The sequence below is a fragment of the Paenibacillus lignilyticus genome, from assembly GCF_017942085.1.
Taxonomy (GTDB): Bacteria; Bacillota; Bacilli; order Paenibacillales; family Paenibacillaceae; genus Paenibacillus_Z; species Paenibacillus_Z lignilyticus.
The window spans coordinates 543,481-565,355 of the sequence record NZ_JAGKSP010000001.1; the positions used below are offsets into that span (position 1 = coordinate 543,481).

Sequence of the window (21,875 nt, forward strand, 5' to 3'; positions counted from 1 at the left end):
TCTAAACACTCCCTAAGTTGTGAGATGGTTGAACTTGCTTGTCCTTATGTTAGCGCTTTTAGAGGTTCAGAGGGAGAGAGGATTTTCATAAGCTACTGGGAATATCGTAGGAAGCTCTGCAAGACTTCTAACAATTATCGGAGGTTCTGGACACAAAATTCCTACCCTATGGGCTGATAACATTTCGCCATCCGGAACGTCTATAGTAATAGTGGAATACATGCAATGTAATAGGAGGAACACAATGAAACGCATCCCCAAGCCTGTAATTGCAACTTTCATCTGCTTTGCCGCCCTGCTCGCCGGACTTCTTCTGCTTGGCAATTATGTGCTGCAACTAGACATCGTCAAAGAGAATCGGGCTTTCTCTGTCCGAATTGATAACAAATCCAGCTACGACCTCGTCGCCGTTGAAACCGGTTTGCTGACAAGCGACGATGCCGGGAAAACGATCAAGGTACAGCCCAACTTCCATGCAGAGCCCATTCGCAGCGGGACAAGCCAGCACATCAAACCGAAGTTAAGCTCCGTCGGAGAAGGCGGCATCTACCTCAAATTTACCAATTCAAACGGGGAGTCCTTCGAGCGCTCTGTTTGCTCCTATACGGAACATGTCACCGGATATACGAAAGTGAAGGTAACCGATAAGGAAATCAAAGTTGATGAAAGCTGTTATTAAGGCTGTCCATCAGAACGCAAAAAAGCTGCCGGTACCAGCCGGCAGCTTTTTATTTTGCCCTTTTATGCTCTTGGATAATTCACTTGCATGATGTCCATGAACGGAACCTTCTGCAAGCCTTCGGCAGTTTCCACATGCACCCGACCTGTCCGTGAATCCATCGTGACGATTTGACCTTGGACAGCCTCTTCTCTTCCCCACACCGATAACACGATGATGGATTCCTCTTGGTACGCTTCAACCAATTGATTCCCCAATTCCTCCAGTACGAACTCGTCTCGAGTCGGCCTTTTTGGAACCTTAGCTTTTGCCACTGCCGTCACTCCCTATCTATATGAAACCGTCATTTCTGTTGTTGAATTGCTCACGAGACTCTATCAAGAGCCCAGACATCCTATTATACCAAATAATTTCTACTACAAATAAAAAACCTTTCAGCACTAGAAAGAGAACGAGATGGAAGTGCATAAATATCCCAATTTGTTGCAAAATAACCATATTGAGCGTATTGGGGGGGTGTTCAGCGATGGGGTTGTTCCGCAACATACTTCGAGGTAAGCGGCAACGCAGCCGGCATTACGATTCGGCACCGCAACCGAAGAAGCCGCAGGCTGCGAAGCCGATCTGCAGCGAAATGGACACCAATATATCTGATCTACAGGCATTGCTCACCGAAATTCCCGAACTCATTACACGCCGATTTCTAATTAAATCGACGCAAGAGCGTGCAGCCCTGGTCTATCTTGATAATATGTCCGACAAGGTTGCCATCAATAACGATATCCTTCGTCCGCTCATGCATGAAACCGCAGCCGATCCCCAGATCGAACATATCATTACCGTCGGCGGGATTCGTACAGCAACCGATTTATATCAAATCGAGCAAGCCGTTTTGCAAGGAACCAGTGTCTTATTCGTGGATCACAACAGCACGGCTACTCTTCTGGATACGCATGGCTGGCCGCAAAGAGCCATCGAAGATCCCCAAATGGAAGCTTCATTAAAAGGGGCTCACCAAGGGTTCGTGGAAACGGGCTGCCAGAATATCGCCCTTATTCGAAGATACATTCCGAACCGGGAATTGAAAATAAAAGAAACCAGCGTCGGAGAACGCGGGAGAACCAAAATCAGTATTTTATATTTGGCTGACGTGGCTAATCCGCAAGTGCTTCAAGAGTTACTCGACCGAATCGATCGAATCGATGTGGATGCAATCCTATCCTCGGGCGAGCTGGAGGAGTTCATCGAAGACAACTCGTTCTCTCCCTTTCCGCAATTTGTAACGACAGAACGACCGGACTCTGTAGCTTCGCAAATTCTGCAAGGCCGCTTAGCCATCGTAATCGATAAATCTCCGGAGGTTCTGATCGGTCCGGCCAATTTCGCGATGTTCTTCCAAACGATCGATGACTACAGCAATCGCTGGCAAGTGTCGTCCTTTATTCGGATACTGCGGTTTCTCGCCTTCTTTATTACGATCTTCTTGCCTTCGTTCTATATCGCCGTCATCTCGTACAACTTTGAGGTCATCCCGCTTCGACTGTTATTGTCGGTTGGGCAATCCAGGGCAAGCGTTCCGTTCCCCCCGATTCTCGAAGCTTTTATTATGGAAATTACGCTTGAAATGCTGAAAGAAGCCGGGATTCGACTGCCGGCTCCGATTGGTCAGACCGTTGGCATCGTCGGTGCGATCGTAATTGGACAAGCGACAGTGCAAGCAGGAGTCGTGAGCAATATCATGGTTATCGTCGTTTCGCTGACGGCATTGTCTTCCTTTATCATCCCAAATAACGACATGTCATCCGCCATCCGATTAATTCGCTTCCCCATGATGCTGGTTGCGTTCATCTATGGCCTGCTTGGCGTGGCCATTGGCATGCTGGTGCTGCTTATCCATTTGATTTCACTCGAGTCGCTTGGCACGCCTTACTTCAGCCCCTTCAGCCCGGTCAGGTTTAGAGATTTGAAGGATACGATCATCCGTTTACCGATATGGAAAATGACTACGCGTCCACTCAGTGCCAGAGGCATTCAGAGTAAGAAGCAAGCTTCTGACAGAGGTGATAAAAATTGAAAAAATATGCGCTGAACGAGATTACGGTACTGCAATATATCTTCATGATCCACGCGACGCAGTTAGGATTTGGTTTATTGTCGCTGCCAGCGGATTTAGCGATGTATGCGGGAACGGACGGCTGGATTTCCCTTCTGATCGGATGGGCACTTGCCGTTCTTGCCAGTCTCTTTATTGTCCAAGTGATGAAAAAACACCAGGATGATACGATCTATGATCTTATTCCTCGCTACTTCGGCAAAGTTCTGGGCTTTATCCTGAACAGCTGCATGATCGTCTTTTTCATGTTCGGTTTCTTTGTATCGTTCTTATCCGCCGTTGGCTTCTTCAAACTAGAGCTCTTGGCAAATACGCCGAATTTCTTATTGGTACTCTTGTTTGCCTTGCCTACCTACCAGCTCGCCCGTAACAATGTTCGCATTCTGGCGAGATATGCGGAAATCACGTTTTGGAGTTTCCTGTGGATTCTGCTTATCATCCTATATCCCTTGAAAGAATCGCACTGGTTGTACTTGTTGCCCGTTCTCAAAGAAGGATGGGGACCGGTCCTGAAAGCGGCAAACCCGACCGGACTCTCTTTCCTCGGATTTGAAATCAGCTTTATTCTTTACCCGTTCCTTAAACATAAAGAGAAGGCGGCAATGGGCATTATCGCAGGAAATACGATTACGCTTGTGATCTATATGATCGTGATCCTGATTTGTTTCCTATTTTTCTCGCCGGACGATATCACCTCTTACAAATATCCAACCTTAAAAGTATTAAAGATCATTGAATTTCGCTTCATGGAACGGATTGAAATTATTGTCTTGGTTGCCTACTTGTTCTTGATCTTCCGGGTATGGACCCATTATCTGTACGCATCAACGTTCGGCATTAGTCGACTGCTGGGGAAACAAGACCACAAACCCTTTGTTAGACTCGCCATAATCGGCATGCTTATTCTATCGACTTTCTATAGACCTTCCTCCTCTGAATTTGTATCTATGCTTAAGCTGTTCGGTAATGCGGGGTGGTACTTCGCATTTGCGCTGCCCCTAATCCTATTGGCGTACACAAGCGTGTTTAAGCCCAGAGGAGGATTACAATGACCGGTATTCGATTCATAAAAGTCCTCTTCACACTCACCATGTTTGTGATGCTGCTCCCCGGCTGCTTCGATCAGATGAATCTAGAGGATGCTTCCATCTCGCTCATGCTCGGCATTGATGTCGATGAGGATAATCAAATTGTCATTTACTCACAAAGTCCTGTCTTCTATAGAGAAGCCAAGGAAAAAACGGAATCCGCGTTCGTACGTGCCGATTCAATTAGGCTCGCCCGCGCTAAGTTTGACTCCATGTTAACCGGGATTACAACCGGCGGGAAGCTGCAATCGATTCTGGTTGGCAAACGACTGTTGCAGCAGAAGGATTGGTACGATATTTTCGATCTCTTCTATCGTGTGCCGAAGCAGACAGAAACGCCTATCATTGTCGTTGTTGACGGGCCGATCGAGAACATCTTTCACTATAAGCCGATTGATAAGCCACGGCTATCTCTTCATGTGAGGAAGCTCATCGAAACAGCGAATAAGGGCAACATCACGGTTTCGAGGAACTTGCAGGAGCTGCGGCGAGAAATGAAAGACAAAGGAATGACGGCCTCTTTAACGCAGTTGAAAAAAGAGAAGCAAAACGTGGTTGTAACCGGCACTGCATTGCTGAACAAGCAAGGTCAGTTGAAAGAGCATTTCTCGCTTCAAGAAACAACCTTATTTCTTCTCTTACAGCATCAATTCACAGGGACACCTTCGTTCATTCTCGAATTGGATGGCGTCCAAGAAGAAAGTGAGGATGGTAACCATGCCGTCAAGAATGCTGTAGCGTTCGAGATCTTAAAAAGCAGGTACGATGTAGGTACAAACGTACGGGATGGAAGGTTTATATTTGACGTAACCATGCAACTCAACATAATCGTAACGACGATGCAAACCGATGATCCCGAATACGCCAAGGAAACAACACCTAAATTACAGCGTCTAATTGCAACTAAACTTCAGCAGCAGTTCCAGCAGCTCATCCATAGATGTCAGGACAAGCAAATTGATCCCTTCGGGTTCGGCATCTACGCCAGAGCTTACCAGTATAAAGCTTGGAAGCCTGTTCAGGATGATTGGGGAGCTGCGTTCGCGGATGCGAATGTGAATATCAAGCTGAAAGTGGCGATTAAGAGTACGGGTGTCGTCGATTTGTACAGTCCTTTGTAGCCTATATTTGGCGTGGCACTCTTCACCGCCATAGCCGGCATTGCCGATCACCGTGTTTTTAACTACTGTGGCGATCGCATGACCATCATCCAGAGGGCACTCCCACCGTGTGCAGTGCAAAATGTTGCTTTATATGCAATTACGTGCAACATCTCTCCGTCGGTTCTCATACTTAGGTCAGAATGTTGCAGATCATGCAGCATTCCACTGGTCAAAAATGTCCGTTACAAGCCAGTAAACCCAATAGAAGAAATTTGACGGTCAAAAATGTCCATTGGAATCAAAAACCTGCTTAAATCGCTTTTGATTCAGCTTTAACGGACAAAAATAACCGGTACAGTGGGACTAAAGCCGAAAACCGACTGTAATGTCCATTTATGACCGTTACAACAATTCAGGTTATGCCCGCTCGAGTCACATCACGAATACCCACATGAACCGAGACATCGCACGCTCTTGTTTCCGCCACCAACCATTTCGCATGCAAAAGAAAGCTGTCTCAAAAGTCGGATTGCCGGGGACTTTTGAGACAGCTTTCTTTATCGTTTTATTTGGCGAAGCGATGATGGCCTATAGTCGAAATTACTTCCAAGCTGGACCAGAACGATCCTTTGGAAACGGCAGGATTGAAGAAATAAACGGCATCCTTCACGTTATTCTTCCCATTGAGAGCATCCTTGGCTGCACGCAGCGCACCTGCATGCGGCTGGCTCTTGTCGAGCATCCCGTTGTGGGCCGGCGGAAATTGTCTTCCCGAATAAATAACATCGCGGATCGAATCCGGGAACTTCGAATCCTTCACTCGATTCAAAATCACGTTAGCTAGTGCAAGCTGACCTTCATACGACTCATAACCGGCTTCCACCATCGTAATCTTGGCAAGCAGCAAGAGATCCGCTTCCGTGAATGGTTTGGCCGCTTTATGAAAGAACGAAGGAACAACAACTTTTATCTTCTTGTTCGCGGCAATCTTCGACTCGCCGGATAGACCGTTACGCTTAAGGAGCTCTTCCTTCGTGACGCCGAATTGCTGGCTGATTTCGTCCAAACCATATTCGTCCTTAATCTCTGCAGGTTCAACAGTCTTCAGTTCGATAACATCTGTGTCGGCATTCCATTTCAACTCGGCGTGGAGCAATTCCGAGAGCTGACGCAATGGCACATAAAGTCTGTCATCCGCCAGAAATGGAAGCGCCTCCATGCGGTAACGTGCACCGTTGAAATAAACGACGGGAACTTCATTTCCAAGCACAATCTTATCGCCGAGCGCCGTGTTTATCGTTAATTCCTCATTCACTTTGTTCCAGCTTGTCTTAGCACCGAGCAGCCGCGCAACGCGAGCTACGGGTATGTAAGTTCTGTTCTCTACCATAATTGCAGGATCGGCCAGCTTCACCGTCTCGCCATTCAGTTCAATCGCAATAGGGGTCTTATTAGTAGTTTCCGCTGCTGAAACGATGGACATTGGCCCAATTCCAATCAGAAGTAATGCCAAAGCCATCGTTACGATAAGCGGCTTGAATGGTCTGATCATGAATACCTCCAAGCTCATCAGTAGTATAATCTGCCAAACTTGCTCTGGGCAAAATTATAACACAGCTAATTGCGCCTGTAGGATTAACATTTTCACAGAATTAATAAAAACTTTAACTTTGCGATGAAAAATTACCCTTCTTCGATGTCTGCCACGAGGTCGCTTGCGACTTCCACCATCTTCGGAATGACCGCTTCATTCGTACCGGAAACGTACAAATCCCCTTGATAATGACGGAAAGGGATCTGGATATCCCCATAGTTCCACATGAAGAAATCACCTTCTATGGACATGGTAGTCGCTCCTTTCACGGTAAAAACGGATGTATAGGTGAAATCCGGCTTGGACGCAAAATACTGCTTGCACTCCTCCAGCGAAATCGTTTGTGCGGCAGCATCCTCATGGGCTTGTAACGATCTCGTAATGCGGTAACGCTGACTCATAATCGGCCTCCAATCTTCGGGTAGACACCGCTTAAGCTGGCACCCTCTGCGAAGAAGCGCTTAATGTTCTCCTCCACTACAGGATCCTGCAGCAGCGGCGGTGCTTGATGCGGTTTCGTGCGAGCGTCGATAATCACATTATCGCATGCCCAATGCTTGAACTCGTAATAGCTGTTCACGCCATAGATATCATGGGAGGGATTGCTGCGCGTGAAGGTCACCCACAAGAAATTATTCAGCGTTTCGCTTACGAATCGGCTGTCGTCACAAACAATAATCATCGGACAGGCATGGATCGCGCCTCTGGCGTGAATCGCCTCGGACAACGCCTTGAATTGCTGCTCAGCTTCGGCGTAGTTGCTGAATGCAGACCCTTGGATGGCGACAATGCCCGGCATTACAAGCGAGGCATGCTCATATCCGGGAAGATCTCTCAGAACCTCTGGGACCTCTTGGCACAGCACTCTCTTCTTATCCCCCACCGCGGCGAAAATCACCTTGCTGCCGGTATTTAAGCCGGTTCCGGAATAATCCAGCGTATCGATAGTCGTATTCGTGTAGAAATGGATGTCGCGCCGGAGATCCATTCGTTCCAGAATATAGGTGAGGAACCCTTCAATATCATGCGTATCCACCGGTTGATCATCTTCTGCCGTAATAAACAAATACTTCGCCAGACTCAATTGCCCCGTTCCGAGAATGCGGTTCGCAATCGTGAGAATCTCCGCCGGCTGCTTGACTTGTGTATAGGGCGTGTACCTTTCACTCCCAATCGCAAATAGCAGCGGATGAACGCCTGCAGCATCGACAGCATGAACTTCTTTGACGCCGGGAATTTCCTGTTGAATCGCATCTCCCGTCAGTTCATGAATGAGCGCGCCGAATGCCGTATCCTCTTGAGGCGGGCGACCAACAACGGTGAACGGGAAGATCGCGCCCGGCCTGGCATATACTTTATGCACCTTCATGACCGGGAACTCATGGGTGAGGCTGTAATAGCCCAAATGATCGCCGAAAGGCCCTTCCGGCTTGGTCTCCCCTTGATGGATTTCACCGGTGATGACAAAATCGGCATCATTGCTGATACAGAAGCCATCGATATAGCTGTAGTGGAACCGACGCCCTGCGAGTAATCCCGCGAACGTAAGCTCGCTCATGCCTTCCGGCAGCGGCATGACCGCAGAAAGCGTATGCGCCGGAGGGCCGCCGATAAAGCAGCTTACCTTGAGCGGGACGCCAAGCTTGTTCGCTTTTTTCTGATGCACGCCGATTCCGCGATGAATTTGATAATGAACGCCAATTTCTTTATTCATCACATAATCGTTGCCGCTAAGCTGAATCCGGTACATCCCCAAATTGGAATTCATAATGCCCGGCTTCTCGGGATCTTCTGTATACACTTGCGGCAAGGTGACAAAGGCACCGCCGTCGTCCTGCCAATGTTTGATCAGCGGAAGATCGCTGATTTGAATTTCCTGCATGGCAACAGGCCCTCCACCGGACTTTCGTACCGGCAGCGCTTTCCGCGCAGCAAGGCCTGTCCCGATATGTTTGAACGGGTTCTTAAGAGCTTGCATAGGATCATTGCGCAGCGCAATGACGTTCTGAACCGAATCCCAGGTATGCCGAAAAATAAATTTACTGCGCTCCACCGTTCCGAAGAGGTTGGATACGGCCCGAAATTTCGAACCTTTGACATTCTCGAATAATAAGGCAGGACCGCCGATTTCGAACATTTTCATATGGATCGCCGCCATCTCCAGATGTGGATCCACTTCTTCCCGCACACGGACCAAATGGCCGTTTCGTTCCAGATCAGTAATGCATTCTTCCAAACTTCGATAGTTCATTGTATGACTCCAATCTCTGAGCTTCCTTTGCTATCTTTCATTATAGCCTTATCGTTAGGAAAATAAAGAGCGTGCCGAGTGGACTCGGAACGCTCCGTAAGAAGTGCTGGCCGATATTATACCGTAACCGCTTGCTGCTTCTGCTCCAGCCAAGCCGTCATATCCTGAGCCGACATCGGCTTACTGTAATAGAAGCCTTGCATGACATGGCAGCCTCTGGACTGCAGGATGTCGATTTGATCTTGCGTCTCCACGCCTTCGGCCACTACTTCGAGGTTCAAGTTCTTGGCGATGGCAATGATGTTGCTGATAATCGCTTGCTTGGACAGCTGCGCGCTCTTGTGAATAAAGATTTGATCGATCTTTAGCGTATCCACCGGCAGCTCGTCCAATGTGCCAAGCGAGGAATAGCCCGTTCCGAAATCATCCAGCGATACCTTCACTGCCAGATCGCGGATGCTGCGCAATTGCTCGATAATATCGTTAACATCACTCTTCGCAATGGATTCCGTTATCTCCAGCTCCAAATAGTGGCCCGGTAATCCCGATATCCGCAATGCCTCGTCCACCATCTCGAACAGCAGCTGGCTCTCGAAAATCCGAATCGACATGTTCACCGAGATACAGGTGTGAATGTTATCGTTCTCCTGCCAATATTTGTTCTGCTTGCACACCTCTTGCAGCATCCAGCGTGTCATCGGAATGATCATGCCCGTTTCCTCTGCTACTGCAATAAACTCGCTTGGCGATACGGAGCCCAGCTCAGGATGCTGCCAGCGCATCAAAGCTTCCATGCCGCTCAATTGGTCAGACCCGGTATCCCACTTCGGCTGATACATGATCGTGAACTCGCCGTGAACCATCGCTTTGCGCATATCTTTCTCCAGCACCAGCTTGCGGATCTGGTTGCGGCTCATCTCTTCATCGAAGATGCGGAATCTGTTCTTGCCATCCACCTTCGCCGCATACATCGCCGTATCCGCTGCTTTAAGCAGCGAAGATCGGTCAACGCCATGGAAAGGGGCATGGCTGATTCCGATGCTGCAGGTCACGTACAGCTCATGCGCTTCAATAAAGTACGCCTGTTTAATCTGGTTCAACAAATTATGAGCCAGCTGTTCCAATACGGTGATTTCCGGCGTTCTTGCTACGACCAGGAACTCGTCGCCTCCAAGTCGGAATATCATTTCCCCGTCGGTTACGCATAATCGCAGTCGATCCGCGACCTGCTGAAGCAGCATATCGCCGACATCATGTCCGAGCGTGTCGTTAATCATTTTAAACCGATCCAGATCAATAAAGAGAAAAGCGCCCTGCGTCAGGCGATCATTCTTCTCGTTGAAAAACCGCTGAAGGTCATGCCGATTAGGCAGATTGGTTAACTGATCGTAATAAGCCATCTTCTCCAGTACATGCCGATCGAAGAAAACCGCGCCCCACGAAACAGCCAATATAAAGAAGGTCGATACGGTTACGCCGAACAGCAGAAAAAACTGCGGTTCTCCGCTGCCCATCGCATGATGGATCTCCCCGCTTGAAGTAAATTTCGCTGCCGCCATGCCCGTGTAATGCATGCCGCAAATGGCGATACCCATTACGATTGCAGAAATGAGCTTCCATAAAGTGAAATCAGGAGAGTAGCGAAGTTTGTGGAACAAATAAAGTGCAGCGTAAGAGGCTGCCAGCGCGATGAAAGCAGATAGTAACCATAACGGTACATCATATGTAATTTCTCCCGGCATCCGCATCGCACTCATGCCTGCGTAATGCATCGCCACGATGCCGCATCCCATAATCAAACCGCCTAAAGCATACCTAAGCGGGCTGGACTGGCTTCTGGCCGTAATTCGAAAGGCGATAAACGATGCCAGGATGCTTCCAAGCGACGATAGAATCGTCGTAGTCGTATCGTATGTCACTGTCGTATCCATGTGATAGGCCAGCATCCCGACAAAATGCATCGACCATACGCCCATCCCCATGACCACTGAACCTGCTATCAACCAAATCGTACGTGTTCTGCCACTCGATCTTGTAATTTTACCTGCTAGATTCAATGCTGAATACGAGGCCATAACGGCAATCGCAAAAGATAGAAGGACAATCCATATGTTATAGTGACCCTGCATGCGCTCTATGGGAACCCCTTCTTTCCGGACGAAATAATATAAGTACTCCTATTATATGTTATTCGACATTTCTCTGATAGCAGAAATATTTGATGTCAAAATAGATCAAAAAAAGCCGCTTCTGATCGAAACGGCTTTCATGCATAACTTCCTCTATCCTCGGCTAACGAAAAACGGCAGTTTATCGATACCGGCTATTCGCAGATAGATAAACATTTGACCTTTGTGATGAATTTCATGATCCTTGGCATTCTGAAGCAAGACGCTGCCGCGAAGAACATTGCCGAAGAAATCGATCGGTTGATCCAATTGCTCCGGCGTAATCGTTCTCAGAATCGATTCCGTTTGCGCAGTTTCAGCCTCGATATTGGCTTTCAGCTCTTCAATTGTCGAGAAAGGTTTCGGCGGTACTGCCGGCGTATAGGCTCCGTTCTGTACCGTTGAAGCAAACATCCCCATCGATCCGGTGATATGCAGGACAAGACCCGATAGGGACATGCCTTTCTCCCACGGCTTCATCCGGAGCTGCTCGGTTGTTACATCCGTCAGCATGTGGTGCAAAACTCTGCGATGGCTCAGCCAGTCTGAAATAAATCCGTTGATCATTGTCATCTGAGGCGTGCTCCTTAGGTTTCTCAGCACGTAGTATATGCACTAAGTCCGGCGCATATAAGCTCTTACCGTAATTGGTGCAAATATGGCCACGATCACGGCAGCACCGATGAGGGAGATGACCAGATCCCAGCCTACCGTACCTTTGTTGGTTAAATCCCGGACGGCCGAAATGAGATGCGAGATGGGATTGATTTTAACAAACCATTGGAGCCAGTTCGGCATCGTCTCCGTCGGTACAAACGCATTGGATAAGAACGTAAGCGGAAACAGCACGAGCATCGATATCCCTTGTACGCTGGAAGCGGTACGGGCGATGACGCCGAAGAAGGCGAAGATCCAGCTCATTGCCCAAGAGCAAGCAATGACAAGTACAGCGGCTAAGGCAACGTGCTCCAAACCGCCTTCAGGTCGATACCCCATAATGTAACCCATGCTGAATGTAAGCACCGTCGCTATTGTATACCTTATGGTATCGGCCAGCAATGCTCCCGCAAGCGGCGCAATACGGGCGATCGGCAGCGATTTGAATCGGTCAAACACCCCTTTATCCATGTCCTCCCGCAGCTGCACCCCTGTGACGATGGAGGTTGTAATCACCGTCTGAACAAGAATACCGGGAATGATGACCGGCAAGTAGCTTGCAACGTCTCCGGAGATCGCGCCGCCGAAGATATAAGTGAACATCAGTGTGAAAATGATCGGTTGCAGCGTAACATCGAACAATTGCTCCGGCGTGCGCCGAATCTTCAGTAGTCCTCGGTAAGCCATGGTCAGTGAATTACGCAGTGTCTGTCCAAGGCTTGTGTGGTTCTTTAATTTAAGCTCTGCGGCTGATTTAATGGAAGTGCCACTCATGCTCTTGCCTCCTTCGCTTTATACATGTCATCGGATGCCTGCGTCGTTGAGGCATCTTCCTTTACGCCTTCCCCTGTAATCGTTAGGAATACTTCGTCAAGCGTCGGCTTCTGTACGCTCATCTCGGACAGGTGAATGCCGGCCGTACGCAACGCAATAAGCAGATCGGTAACGAGGTCGGCATTTGCCATCGGTGCCGTAATTTTGCCCGCTTCGGATGAGATTTTGGTCGGAACGCCCAGCACCTGTTCAATAATATGACGCGCACTGTTGTTATCCTCGAGATCCGCAAGCCGCAGATGCAGCGATGAAGTACCTACGGAAGCTTTCAATTCATCTACGGTACCTTCCGCGACTACTTTGCCGGTATCGATAACCGCTATCCGATCAGCCAATTGATCGGCCTCATCGAGATACTGCGTAGTCAGCAGGACCGTCGAGCCCGTCTTCACAAGCCGGCGGATCGTGTCCCACATCTGCGAACGAGTTCGCGGATCCAAGCCGGTAGTCGGCTCATCCAAGAAGATGAGAGGAGGCTGCGCGATCAAGCTTGCAGCCAGATCCAGCCGGCGCCGCATGCCGCCTGAGAAGTTCTTAAGCGGACGCTTGGCAGCCTCGGTCAAACCGAATTCCTCAAGCAGCTCTTCTGCTTTACGGCGCGATTCCGCCCGCCCCAGCCCAAGCAGCCGAGAGAAGATAATCAAGTTCTCGGTAGCGCTAAGGGACTCATCGACAGAGGCATACTGGCCGGTCACTCCGATCAATTGACGGACAATCTGTGATTCCTTCACCACATCGTGACCGAAAATTCTCGCCGAACCCGCGTCCGGCCGGAGCAGCGTTGCCAGCATGCGAATCGTTGTCGTTTTGCCTGCACCATTGGGACCGAGTACACCATAGATCGAACCGGTACGCACTTGCAGATCCACGCCATCTACTGCACGGTTATCGCCAAATGTTTTGACGAGCCCCTGTGCTTCAACGGCCCAATCGCCGTTTGACCCGCTTTTGTTTCCATAAACCATTGCAATTCCTCCTAGATAACTGATTACCTAGGATGTTAGCTCAACTTTATGAACTGAATGTGAACCATCAGCCGGCGGATCCGATTTTGAATAATTACCCTCTTCTCGTGACACAATTTATGGAGGAATTATAGTGAAAAGAGGGATTAGAAGTGAGTACGGTCCCAGAGTCTTGGAAGGAGCTTGGTGAGTCCGCGGATTTCGTATGTTACGAACATCAAATAAACGCGGGCACTTTGTACATCGGCTATTTTAAATCTCTCACGGAGGAAGAAGTCTTGCAGCAGCATATCCTTAGCTGCCTAAGCAACCATTCCGACATGTCCTTCGAGGACTTGTACCACTGTGTCCCCGTAGCGGAAAAAGAAATATCCTCCGATTGGGATCTTATCGAAAGCAAGATTTATCGGGGATATGTTGCGATTCAATTAGGCCGGCAAAGCCATCATTGTATCTTGATCAATGCGGCTGCATCCAAGGGGCGCAACGTCACGATTCCCGAGGTCGAATTCACGGTGGAAGGACCCAGAGAGGCCTTCGTTGAATCGTTGGATGTCAATCTTAACTTAGTACGCAAGCGCCTTCCCTATCCTGATTTACGTGTGAAAGAGCTCACTGTAGGGAGCATATCCAAGTCGAGGATTGCGATTGTTTACATAAAAGGCATAGCGAACGAACAATATTTACAAACATGCATACAGCGCATTGAGGATGTGCAGTTCGATCAAATCACGGACAGCACGCTGCTTCAACAAATGATCGAGGATAATTCCAATTCCATCTTTCCGCAGACGATCGGCACGGAAAGAGCGGACTACGTTGCCTGGGCCGTTTCCTCTGGGCAACTATGCGTAATGAAGGATGGGTCCCCGACTGCCTTTTTTGCCCCGGTCAACCTATGGTCGTTTTTCATTACTTATGAAGATTATTATTTGCCTTGGATCGTCGGTTCCTTATTACGGATGATTCGCGTGTTTGCGGTGCTGTTTTCCGTCTATGCCTCTTCGTTGTATGTTGCTGTTATGACCTATCACGGACAGGGAATTTCTAATGTCTTTCTGCCCACGATCGTTTCCTCGAGGATCAATGTCCCTTTTCCTCCAATCGTAGAAGTCCTCATTATGGAACTTGTCATTGAATTGTTACGGGAAGCCGGCGCAAGATTGCCTACGAAAATCGGACAAACCATTGGGATTGTCGGAGGTATCGTGCTCGGTACGGCAGCCGTAGAAGCCGCGCTTACAAGTAATTTTTTATTGATCATCGTGGCGTTATCGGCATTGGCTTCGTTCACGACACCTATCTTTCGAATGAGCTCAACGATCCGCATTTTGCGTTTTCCATTTATCTTCGCCGCGCAGATATGGGGCTTATTAGGCATTTTCATTTGCACGTTTGCCTTGGTTGCCCATTTATTGCGCTTAACCTCTCTCGGGATGCCTTACTTGGTTCCGATCTATCCATTCCGCACTTCAGACTTATATGATACGGTCGTTCGTCCGCCTTACTCGAAGTTTCATCATCGATTCAGCTTCTTGAGATCGCCTAAACCCGTAAGATTCGACAAGAAAAATGCAAACAAAAAGAGGGACCTAAAAAAGAGGGACATAGATGAATGATTAGCTCTGGGGGTGATGCAACCATGAAGTCAACGGAACATCTGCGTTTTACCATCTCCCCTTTTCTCGTTTTTATATTGATTCATGCCATGCAGTTCGGGCCGGAATATGTCTCTATGTCGACCAAACCCATTCAATTGGCAGGACAAGATTCATGGATTTCTGTCATCCTATGCGGAATCAGTTTCCATATTATTATTTGGATGATGTATCGCATTCTCAACCGGAATGAGACTGACCTTATCCAAATTCATAAACGATTTTTCGGGAAATTGTTAGGTGGAGGTCTTAATTTTATCTTTATCGGTTACTTCCTGCTTATAGCAACTTATCTACTACGCATGTTTATCGAGATTATCCAAGTCTGGCTGTTTCCTGATCTGAATACATGGCCGTTAGCGTTTGTGCTGCTCCTGCTCGTTTATTACATCGTCGCAGGAGGTTTTCGTGTGATCGTGGGCATATGTCTGTTTAGCATGCTGAGGTATATTACAATATTGTCTTTGTTTTTCCCTTCGACTTTTTATCATTTCAGCAATTTATCACCGGTTCTGGATCATTCGTTAAATGAAATCGTCCAAGCAGGTACGACGTTGACATTTCCTTATTTAGGCGTGGAAGTGCTCTTGTTCTGCTACACCTTCATCCGAATGCCAAGAAAATCCGAAAAGTGGGCTCATTTGGCCAATGGAATTACAACCGCTTCTTATTTAATCATTATTTTCTTTTCATTATTGTTGTTCAAACCCGAACAATTATCGACTGAAATATGGCCGCAGTTAAGCAAGTATAAATTCGTGCATTTTCCGTTCATTGAACGATTTGAATATATCGGAGCTACATCACAGATTTTATGGGTGATTCCGATCATATGCCTCAGTCTCTGGGCTTCAAGTCGAGTGTGCAAGCTGATTTTCTCCGTAAAACAATTGACTGTCCTTCCGGTCTTATTAATTGTGGTCTTCATTCTTGTATGTCTGATTCCGGGTCGGACTGGCATTGAGGCCTTACAAAACCTGTTATCCGAGATCGGATTCTACATGATTTATGCGTATATTCCATTCGTATTTATCGTCGACGTGGTCAGAATGAAAGTGAGAAGAACCGTATGATTCGATTTTTCCCCTTATTCCTGCTTACCTGTTTTCTGCTGTTGCTGAGTGGGTGCGTCAAGCAAGAAGTGTTGGAGAAAATAACCATTACTTTTGTTTGCGCATTCGATGAAGCGCCAAACGATGATATCGAATTTACGATAGCGGCGCCTAAATTTCAAGCCGGCAAATCCGCTACCGTTACCAATATCTTGTACTCCAAGGTTGGCCACACGACCAAGAACATTACAGAATTGATGGACATGCAATTAAACCGTCCCATTAAACCCGGAAAAGCTTCGGTAATCCTATTTGAACAAGAGTTGGCGGCAAAAGGATTGGCAGATCAATTGGATGTCGTTTTGCGGGATCCTCTTGCTTCAAGAAGGATGTATTTAGCTGTTGTTGATGGAAAAGCAAAGGAGCTATTGCAATCGAATTTCAGTTCCGATGAGGAGAAAGGCATGTTCTTGTTTAATTTGCTCGATACGAACGTGCGGAACGGACTTGTTCCGAGGCAAAATCTTCATGATTTCGAGTACGCTTATCTGGGAAAAGGAATGGACCCTTTTCTGCCGCTCATTAAACTGCAAAACAATCAAGTGATGATTTCCGGTATAGCGTTATTTAAGGATGACAAATATATCCTGTCACTGAACGAGAAGCAGATGCGAGTCATGAAGCTGCTTATGGAAAATGTGAAACATGGCGGTATTCTTGAAACCAAATTGGACAACGGATCTTACATCGCCTTGAAAAATGTAGGTTCGAAGGTGAAATATCGCGTGGGGAAAGATACGCAGCGTCCAAAGGTAACGATAAATTTAAACATGAACAGCGAATTAATTGATTCGAGGGGGATTCGCTTAACCTTGCATGAACAGCAGAAGATGGTAGAAAGCTTTGAAGCGGATATAACCTCAACCGGAATGGATCTGATACAAAGGTTTAAAAAAGAAGGGATCGACCCGTTTGGATTAGGGGATTTCGTTAGGAGCAAGACGAGAAATTGGAACGAAGCGGAATGGAATCAACAGTATCCAACGATAGACGTAAAGTTAAACGTTAAGGTGAAGCTTTCGGAAATGGGAATCAGGAAATAAATCGGTTAACCTCGCTTGGTCAGCATACAAAAAATCCGCCGAGAAGGCGGATTTTCGTTTATTCCTTATTCAGCATCATATCGAGAATCAGATTATCGATATCCGAGGTCGCTTCATTTCCGATCCGGCAGAAGTTATCGATCGTTTTCTCCGCATCGTTCTCGATAAAACCATTGGTCGATGAAATGGTCATCCCTTTGGAAGCCAGAAGCGCCGATTGAACGGCTGCGCTTGTGCAGGTCGCTACTTTCATGGCGCAGCCGCCTTTGGCACCATCACACATCATCCCGGTTACGTTGCCGAGCATGTTCTGGATCGCGCCTTTTATCTCCGATTTGCCACCGCCGAGCAAATAGGTGATGCCACAGCTTGCACCCGTACCGGATACCGTCACGCCGCATAATGCGGATAAACGGCCGAATTTCGATTTAATATAAATCGTGACTAGATGGCTGAGCGCAACCGCGCGGATCAATTTATCCTCCGATGTCCCCAGCTTCTCTGCCGCCGCAATGACAGGATTCGTCGCGGCAATGCCTTGATTGCCGCTTCCCGAATTCGCCATAACAGGCATCGAAGATCCGGCCATACGCGCATCCGATCCTGCCGCTGCCAGAGCCATCGCGTGAGAGATTAAATCATCGGACAGAATGCCTCTTTGCACATTTTCTTTAATCGTCTTCCCGACTTCAAGCCCATAGGAATGGGCTAATCCGTCCAGCCCGGCTTTTCGGTTCAGCTCGATGCTTTGCTTCACCAGACGGAGTTCTTCCGGATCGATCGTATTCACAAAATCCACAATAGCATCGATGGATAGCGCGCCGCGTTCTTCCTTGGAGCTCTTGAAGCTAACATTCGCGCAGCCGCCTGATTCTACGACCTTCCCATCTACTTCAATAAGGGTAATATTCGTGTGATTATCCGTAATCACAACCTTCGCATAGCGATCTTCCGTTTCGGCAATAACCTCTATATATAATTTCCGAGGCGTGTCCGCAAGCTCAAAAGTGGCCGTACCTTGCTCCACCATGGCTTGCGCCTCGGCGATATCCGCGGACGTAATGTCGGCGAGCACTTCCAGCTGCTTGTCGGCATTGCCGGCCAATGCACCTAACGCAGCGACAAAATCAATGCCGGTCAGCTCCGTGCCGGGTATTCCCACGGCCAACGCATTCTTAATGATACCTGCACTCGCTTTAACCGTGATGCGTACAATCGGATCAGGCAAGTAGGTTTTGGCTTTTGCCGCAGCTAAGGCGATCGCAACCGGTTCCGTACAGCCAAGCGCGACGACAAGCTCATTTTGCAAGATTTGAATGAAACTGTGCTTCTCCAATTCATGTCCTCCTAAAACACCTAAAGGCACCGTACACCTTCGCATAATTCTAAAAATATACTATAGGTTGCTCTTCGGAATCAATCATATTCTCCAGTAAGTTTTAACCTTTCTGAAAAATAAAAAAGGACTGCTTATCGCTAAGCAGTCCTTCTCGTTATTTCGTAACGCTTTGCTTCATCAATTCTTCCGCGTAAGCCGTTAATTCAATCGATTTGCCGCCATCAAGACGGGACGCTTCGGCAGCGAACGCCATCAGATGGCTGCGTACGGAAGCGACTGCTGATGTTAACGTCTCTTGACCGTGATAATTCCGCACATCGGTCAGGAAACTTCTGACGATACCGGCATCACCGCCGCCGTGTCCGCTCGATTGCGAAGGAATCGTAATTTCGGTTTTCTGATGCGTCAGGAAATCAAACAAGGTGATCTTATCGTCATCGCCGCGCAGCTCGCCGCGCGTGCCCATAATTTGAATTCTGCGTTCCTGCTCGAACGTAAAGCCGCACATGCTGAACATCGCCGTTGCCCCGTTCGCAAACTCCATGCCGACGACTTGATGATCGACCACGTTATTGTCGCTCTTATACACGCAGCGGCCGTAATTCGTTTCGCGCAAGCCTTGGACGATATTTTCTTTGGTAAGCTCCGGGGTAAAATGTCTGGCCCAGCCTTTAAATTGCTCGCTTAAATAGAAACGAGGCGCCGAATACGGACAAGTCGTTTCTACCGCACAATCGAGACAACGATCGGCCGACCCTTCCGGTGCGTTCGCTTCATTGAAGTGCATGAGCGACCCGTAGGAGTTCACCCGAACACAGGGCTGATCCATGAGCCAGGACAGAACGTCCATGTCGTGGCATGATTTCGCCAAGATCATCGGGCTGGAGGTTTCGGAATTGTTCCAGTTCCCTCTGACGAAGCTATGCGCGATATGCCAATAGCCCACATTCTCGTTGAGCTGGATGGATACGATATCGCCGATATGCCCATCGCTCAGAATTTGCTTAATCTTACTCCAGAACGGCGTATACCGCAGCACATGGCAGATGGATAACAAACAATTATTTTCGCGAGCCGCCTGTTCCATTTGCAGACACTCCAGCGGGTCCGGGGACATCGGCTTCTCGAGCAGAACATGGTATTTGTTGTTTAACGCCTGTAGCGTTGGGTGAAAATGCATCCGGTCCATCGTGCAAATAACGGCTATATCCGCAAGCTTCGGATTCGCCAGCAGCTGCTCCCAAGATTCGAAGGTCATCGCCTCCGGAATATTGTGCTGCTTCGCAAACTTCTCGCGGCGATTCGCATCCGGCTCGGCTACCGCAACGAATTTCAATTCATGCGGATAGTCCAGAGCAAAAGGAGCATAGCTGCCCGCTCCCCGTGCACCTGCCCCAATTAGTATTGCAGTAAGTTGAGCCATGTTGTCTCCCCCATTTGATTCCCAGAATGATTTCTCTTCCCTATTCCGCAGTTAGCCCAGCACTGCGCTGTCTTGCAACTTGACGACAGGCTCGTTACAGCCATGGAGCTCGAAAATAATCAGTTCATTCGCACCTTCACGAAGCAGCGGCGCCGGAATATATAACGTCTGCTGTGGTCCAATCTCCCAATAACGGCCCAGATTGAAGCCGTTCACATAGACAACGCCTTTCGTCCAACCGCTCAGCGCGAGGAAGGTATCCGCCGCTTCATCGACTTGGAAGGAAGACTTGTAGAACGTCGGCTGCTCCTGCTTCACGCTGCTCTCTTGATAGACAAGCTTGCGGAGGTCATCCAGCGGCAGCGGGCGGATCGTCCAATGGTACAGAAATTGCTGGCCAAGCCGTACGCCTTCCGTAATGCCCTTCGGATCTTTCATATAGGGACCATAATTAATGCGGCCCATGTTCTCGACCAGAATGTCCAGTGTCGCCCCTTCTGCCGGGATATCGAGCAGCACGTCATGGTTTTTGTTATTGCGTTCGATCGTGCCTTTGTACTCCCCATTTAAGAAAATAAGTGCGCGGTCATGCACATCCTGCAAATTAAGACGGGAAGCGGCAATCGGCCCGATCACGCGCGTCGAATACAGAATAAAACCGTAATCCTGCCCAAGCTGCTCCATCGTTTCCGGGCATGTACGCTCTACCGGAACGGAAAGCATGTCTAAGGACGCGAAGAGCGGAGCTTGCTCTGTCAAGGTAACGCTGCCGTAGGTTTTCTTCTTGATTGGCTCCGGGAGATTGAGCGGCCCAAGCTCGACATACTTCGAAATAACCTCGCGGAATTTATAGAATTTGTCCGTCAGATCGCCGGACTCGCTGATAGCCACGTCATAATCATAGCTTGTAATCGTCGGTTGGTGTTTCTCCTCGCCGAAGTTCGCGCCATTATAGAAACCGAAGTTCGTTCCGCCGTGATACATATAGGCATTCACCGAAGCGCCTGCAGCCATCATATCATCCAGCACGCGTGCCGCATCTTCCGAATCGCGTGTATGGTGCTGCTCGCCCCAATGGTCGAACCAGCCGTTCCAATACTCCATGCACATCAGCGGCTGATCTTGCTGATACTCGCCTAATTTATCGAATGACTCTTGCACGCGCGATCCGAAGTTCACGGTCGCCAGAACATCCTCCACCATTCCGCCCTGCAGATAGAAATCGCCCGGTCCATCGGAGGTGAACAGCAGCACGTCGATGCCTCTGTTCTTCATGCCATGCTCCAAATACTTCAAGTACTTCTTGTCGTTCCCGTAGCTGCCGTATTCATTCTCAATCTGCATCGCGATAATCGGACCGCCATTGGTCGAGAGAAGCGGTACCAGCTTAGGCAGCAGTACGTCGTAATACGCATCCACTTTATCGAGAAAAGGCTGATGATAGCAGCGCAGACGCATGCCCGGATCAGCAAGCAGCCAAGCAGGCAGACCGCCAAACTCCCACTCCGCGCAAATATAAGGACTCGGACGAACGATGACATGCAAGCCCAGCTCCCCTGCAATCGCAATGAATCGAACGAGATCCGCAATGCCCTCAAACGCGAATTGGCCTTCCTTGGGCTCGTGAATATTCCAGGCTACATAGGTTTCAACCGTATTGAAGCCGCCTTCCCTTAGCTTCCAAAGGCGGTCCCGCCAATATTCCGGTACAACGCGAAAATAGTGAATAGCCCCTGACAGGATGCGAAACAGCTCGCCATCGAGCAGGAATTGTTGTTTGTCAGTCGTCAATATTGGCATAGCGATACCCCTTTACATCATGATGCGAACAAGTTGTGACAGCCCGAA

Annotated in this window: 18 protein-coding genes; 7 read left to right on the top strand and 11 right to left on the bottom strand. The window is 48.5% G+C overall.

The window, feature by feature from the left end; genetic code table 11:
* Positions 1–244 precede the first annotated feature (244 nt).
* Positions 245–679, top strand: a complete 435-nt coding sequence (locus tag I8J30_RS02365; protein ID WP_210655045.1) for a hypothetical protein — start codon at positions 245–247, stop codon at positions 677–679.
* A gap of 62 nt (positions 680–741) precedes the next feature.
* On the opposite strand, the gene I8J30_RS02370 is transcribed toward I8J30_RS02365, so the two are convergent.
* The gene (locus tag I8J30_RS02370) at positions 742–993 is read right to left on the bottom strand and encodes a YolD-like family protein (RefSeq protein ID WP_091214438.1); all 252 of its coding nucleotides are present in this window, start codon (positions 991–993) and stop codon (positions 742–744) included.
* A gap of 212 nt (positions 994–1,205) precedes the next feature.
* Between I8J30_RS02370 and I8J30_RS02375 the strand changes: the two genes are divergently transcribed.
* From I8J30_RS02375 to I8J30_RS02385, 3 genes are read left to right on the top strand one after another with little or no spacing between them, the layout of a single operon-like run.
* The gene (locus I8J30_RS02375) at positions 1,206–2,753 is read left to right on the top strand and encodes a spore germination protein (protein ID WP_210655047.1); all 1,548 of its coding nucleotides are present in this window, start codon (positions 1,206–1,208) and stop codon (positions 2,751–2,753) included.
* The gene (locus tag I8J30_RS02380) at positions 2,750–3,844 is read left to right on the top strand and encodes a GerAB/ArcD/ProY family transporter (RefSeq protein WP_210655049.1); all 1,095 of its coding nucleotides are present in this window, start codon (positions 2,750–2,752) and stop codon (positions 3,842–3,844) included. Before I8J30_RS02375 ends, I8J30_RS02380 begins: the two co-directional genes overlap by 4 nt.
* Positions 3,841–5,001, top strand: coding sequence for a Ger(x)C family spore germination protein (locus tag I8J30_RS02385; RefSeq protein ID WP_210655051.1), 1,161 nt, complete (start codon positions 3,841–3,843; stop codon positions 4,999–5,001). The genes I8J30_RS02380 and I8J30_RS02385 overlap by 4 nt, the downstream gene beginning before the upstream one ends.
* Before the next feature lie 547 nt (positions 5,002–5,548).
* On the opposite strand, the gene I8J30_RS02390 is transcribed toward I8J30_RS02385, so the two are convergent.
* The 7 genes from I8J30_RS02390 to I8J30_RS02420 form a co-directional block, all read right to left on the bottom strand.
* Positions 5,549–6,535, bottom strand: coding sequence for a cell wall hydrolase (locus I8J30_RS02390; RefSeq protein WP_210655053.1), 987 nt, complete (start codon positions 6,533–6,535; stop codon positions 5,549–5,551).
* A 131-nt stretch (positions 6,536–6,666) separates the two neighbouring features.
* Positions 6,667–6,978: a hypothetical protein gene (locus I8J30_RS02395; protein WP_210655055.1), complete on the bottom strand. Its 312-nt coding sequence runs from the start codon at positions 6,976–6,978 to the stop codon at positions 6,667–6,669.
* Complete coding sequence (locus I8J30_RS02400; RefSeq protein ID WP_210655057.1) at positions 6,975–8,828, bottom strand: UbiD family decarboxylase; 1,854 nt, start codon at positions 8,826–8,828, stop codon at positions 6,975–6,977. Before I8J30_RS02400 ends, I8J30_RS02395 begins: the two co-directional genes overlap by 4 nt.
* Positions 8,829–8,944: 116 nt before the next feature.
* Positions 8,945–10,957, bottom strand: coding sequence for a bifunctional diguanylate cyclase/phosphodiesterase (locus tag I8J30_RS02405; RefSeq protein WP_210655059.1), 2,013 nt, complete (start codon positions 10,955–10,957; stop codon positions 8,945–8,947).
* Between the two features lie 153 nt (positions 10,958–11,110).
* A complete protein-coding gene (locus I8J30_RS02410; RefSeq protein ID WP_210655061.1) occupies positions 11,111–11,569 on the bottom strand; it encodes a DinB family protein in 459 nt (152 codons plus the stop codon).
* A 42-nt stretch (positions 11,570–11,611) separates the two neighbouring features.
* Positions 11,612–12,427 (bottom strand): ABC transporter permease, encoded by an 816-nt coding sequence (locus I8J30_RS02415; protein ID WP_210655063.1) that lies wholly within the window; start codon positions 12,425–12,427, stop codon positions 11,612–11,614.
* A complete protein-coding gene (locus I8J30_RS02420; protein WP_210655065.1) occupies positions 12,424–13,452 on the bottom strand; it encodes an ATP-binding cassette domain-containing protein in 1,029 nt (342 codons plus the stop codon). The genes I8J30_RS02415 and I8J30_RS02420 overlap by 4 nt, the downstream gene beginning before the upstream one ends.
* 152 nt (positions 13,453–13,604) lie before the next feature.
* Between I8J30_RS02420 and I8J30_RS02425 the strand changes: the two genes are divergently transcribed.
* The 3 genes from I8J30_RS02425 to I8J30_RS02435 are packed head-to-tail and all read left to right on the top strand — an operon-like array spanning position 13,605 to position 17,265.
* Positions 13,605–15,071 carry a spore germination protein gene (locus I8J30_RS02425; protein ID WP_210655067.1) on the top strand — a complete coding sequence of 489 codons (1,467 nt, stop codon included), beginning with the start codon at positions 13,605–13,607 and terminating at the stop codon, positions 15,069–15,071.
* 23 nt (positions 15,072–15,094) lie between these two features.
* Entirely contained in the window at positions 15,095–16,183 is a 1,089-nt protein-coding gene (locus I8J30_RS02430; protein ID WP_210655069.1) for a GerAB/ArcD/ProY family transporter, read from the top strand.
* Complete coding sequence (locus I8J30_RS02435) at positions 16,180–17,265, top strand: Ger(x)C family spore germination protein (RefSeq protein ID WP_210655071.1); 1,086 nt, start codon at positions 16,180–16,182, stop codon at positions 17,263–17,265. The genes I8J30_RS02430 and I8J30_RS02435 overlap by 4 nt, the downstream gene beginning before the upstream one ends.
* A gap of 58 nt (positions 17,266–17,323) precedes the next feature.
* On the opposite strand, the gene I8J30_RS02440 is transcribed toward I8J30_RS02435, so the two are convergent.
* The 3 genes from I8J30_RS02440 to I8J30_RS02450 form a co-directional block, all read right to left on the bottom strand.
* A complete protein-coding gene (locus I8J30_RS02440) occupies positions 17,324–18,601 on the bottom strand; it encodes an L-cysteine desulfidase family protein (protein ID WP_210655073.1) in 1,278 nt (425 codons plus the stop codon).
* Between the two features lie 157 nt (positions 18,602–18,758).
* Positions 18,759–20,027 carry a Gfo/Idh/MocA family protein gene (locus I8J30_RS02445; RefSeq protein WP_210655075.1) on the bottom strand — a complete coding sequence of 423 codons (1,269 nt, stop codon included), beginning with the start codon at positions 20,025–20,027 and terminating at the stop codon, positions 18,759–18,761.
* A gap of 51 nt (positions 20,028–20,078) precedes the next feature.
* Positions 20,079–21,827 carry a glycoside hydrolase family 35 protein gene (locus I8J30_RS02450; protein ID WP_210655077.1) on the bottom strand — a complete coding sequence of 583 codons (1,749 nt, stop codon included), beginning with the start codon at positions 21,825–21,827 and terminating at the stop codon, positions 20,079–20,081.
* Positions 21,828–21,875: the final 48 nt, after the last annotated feature.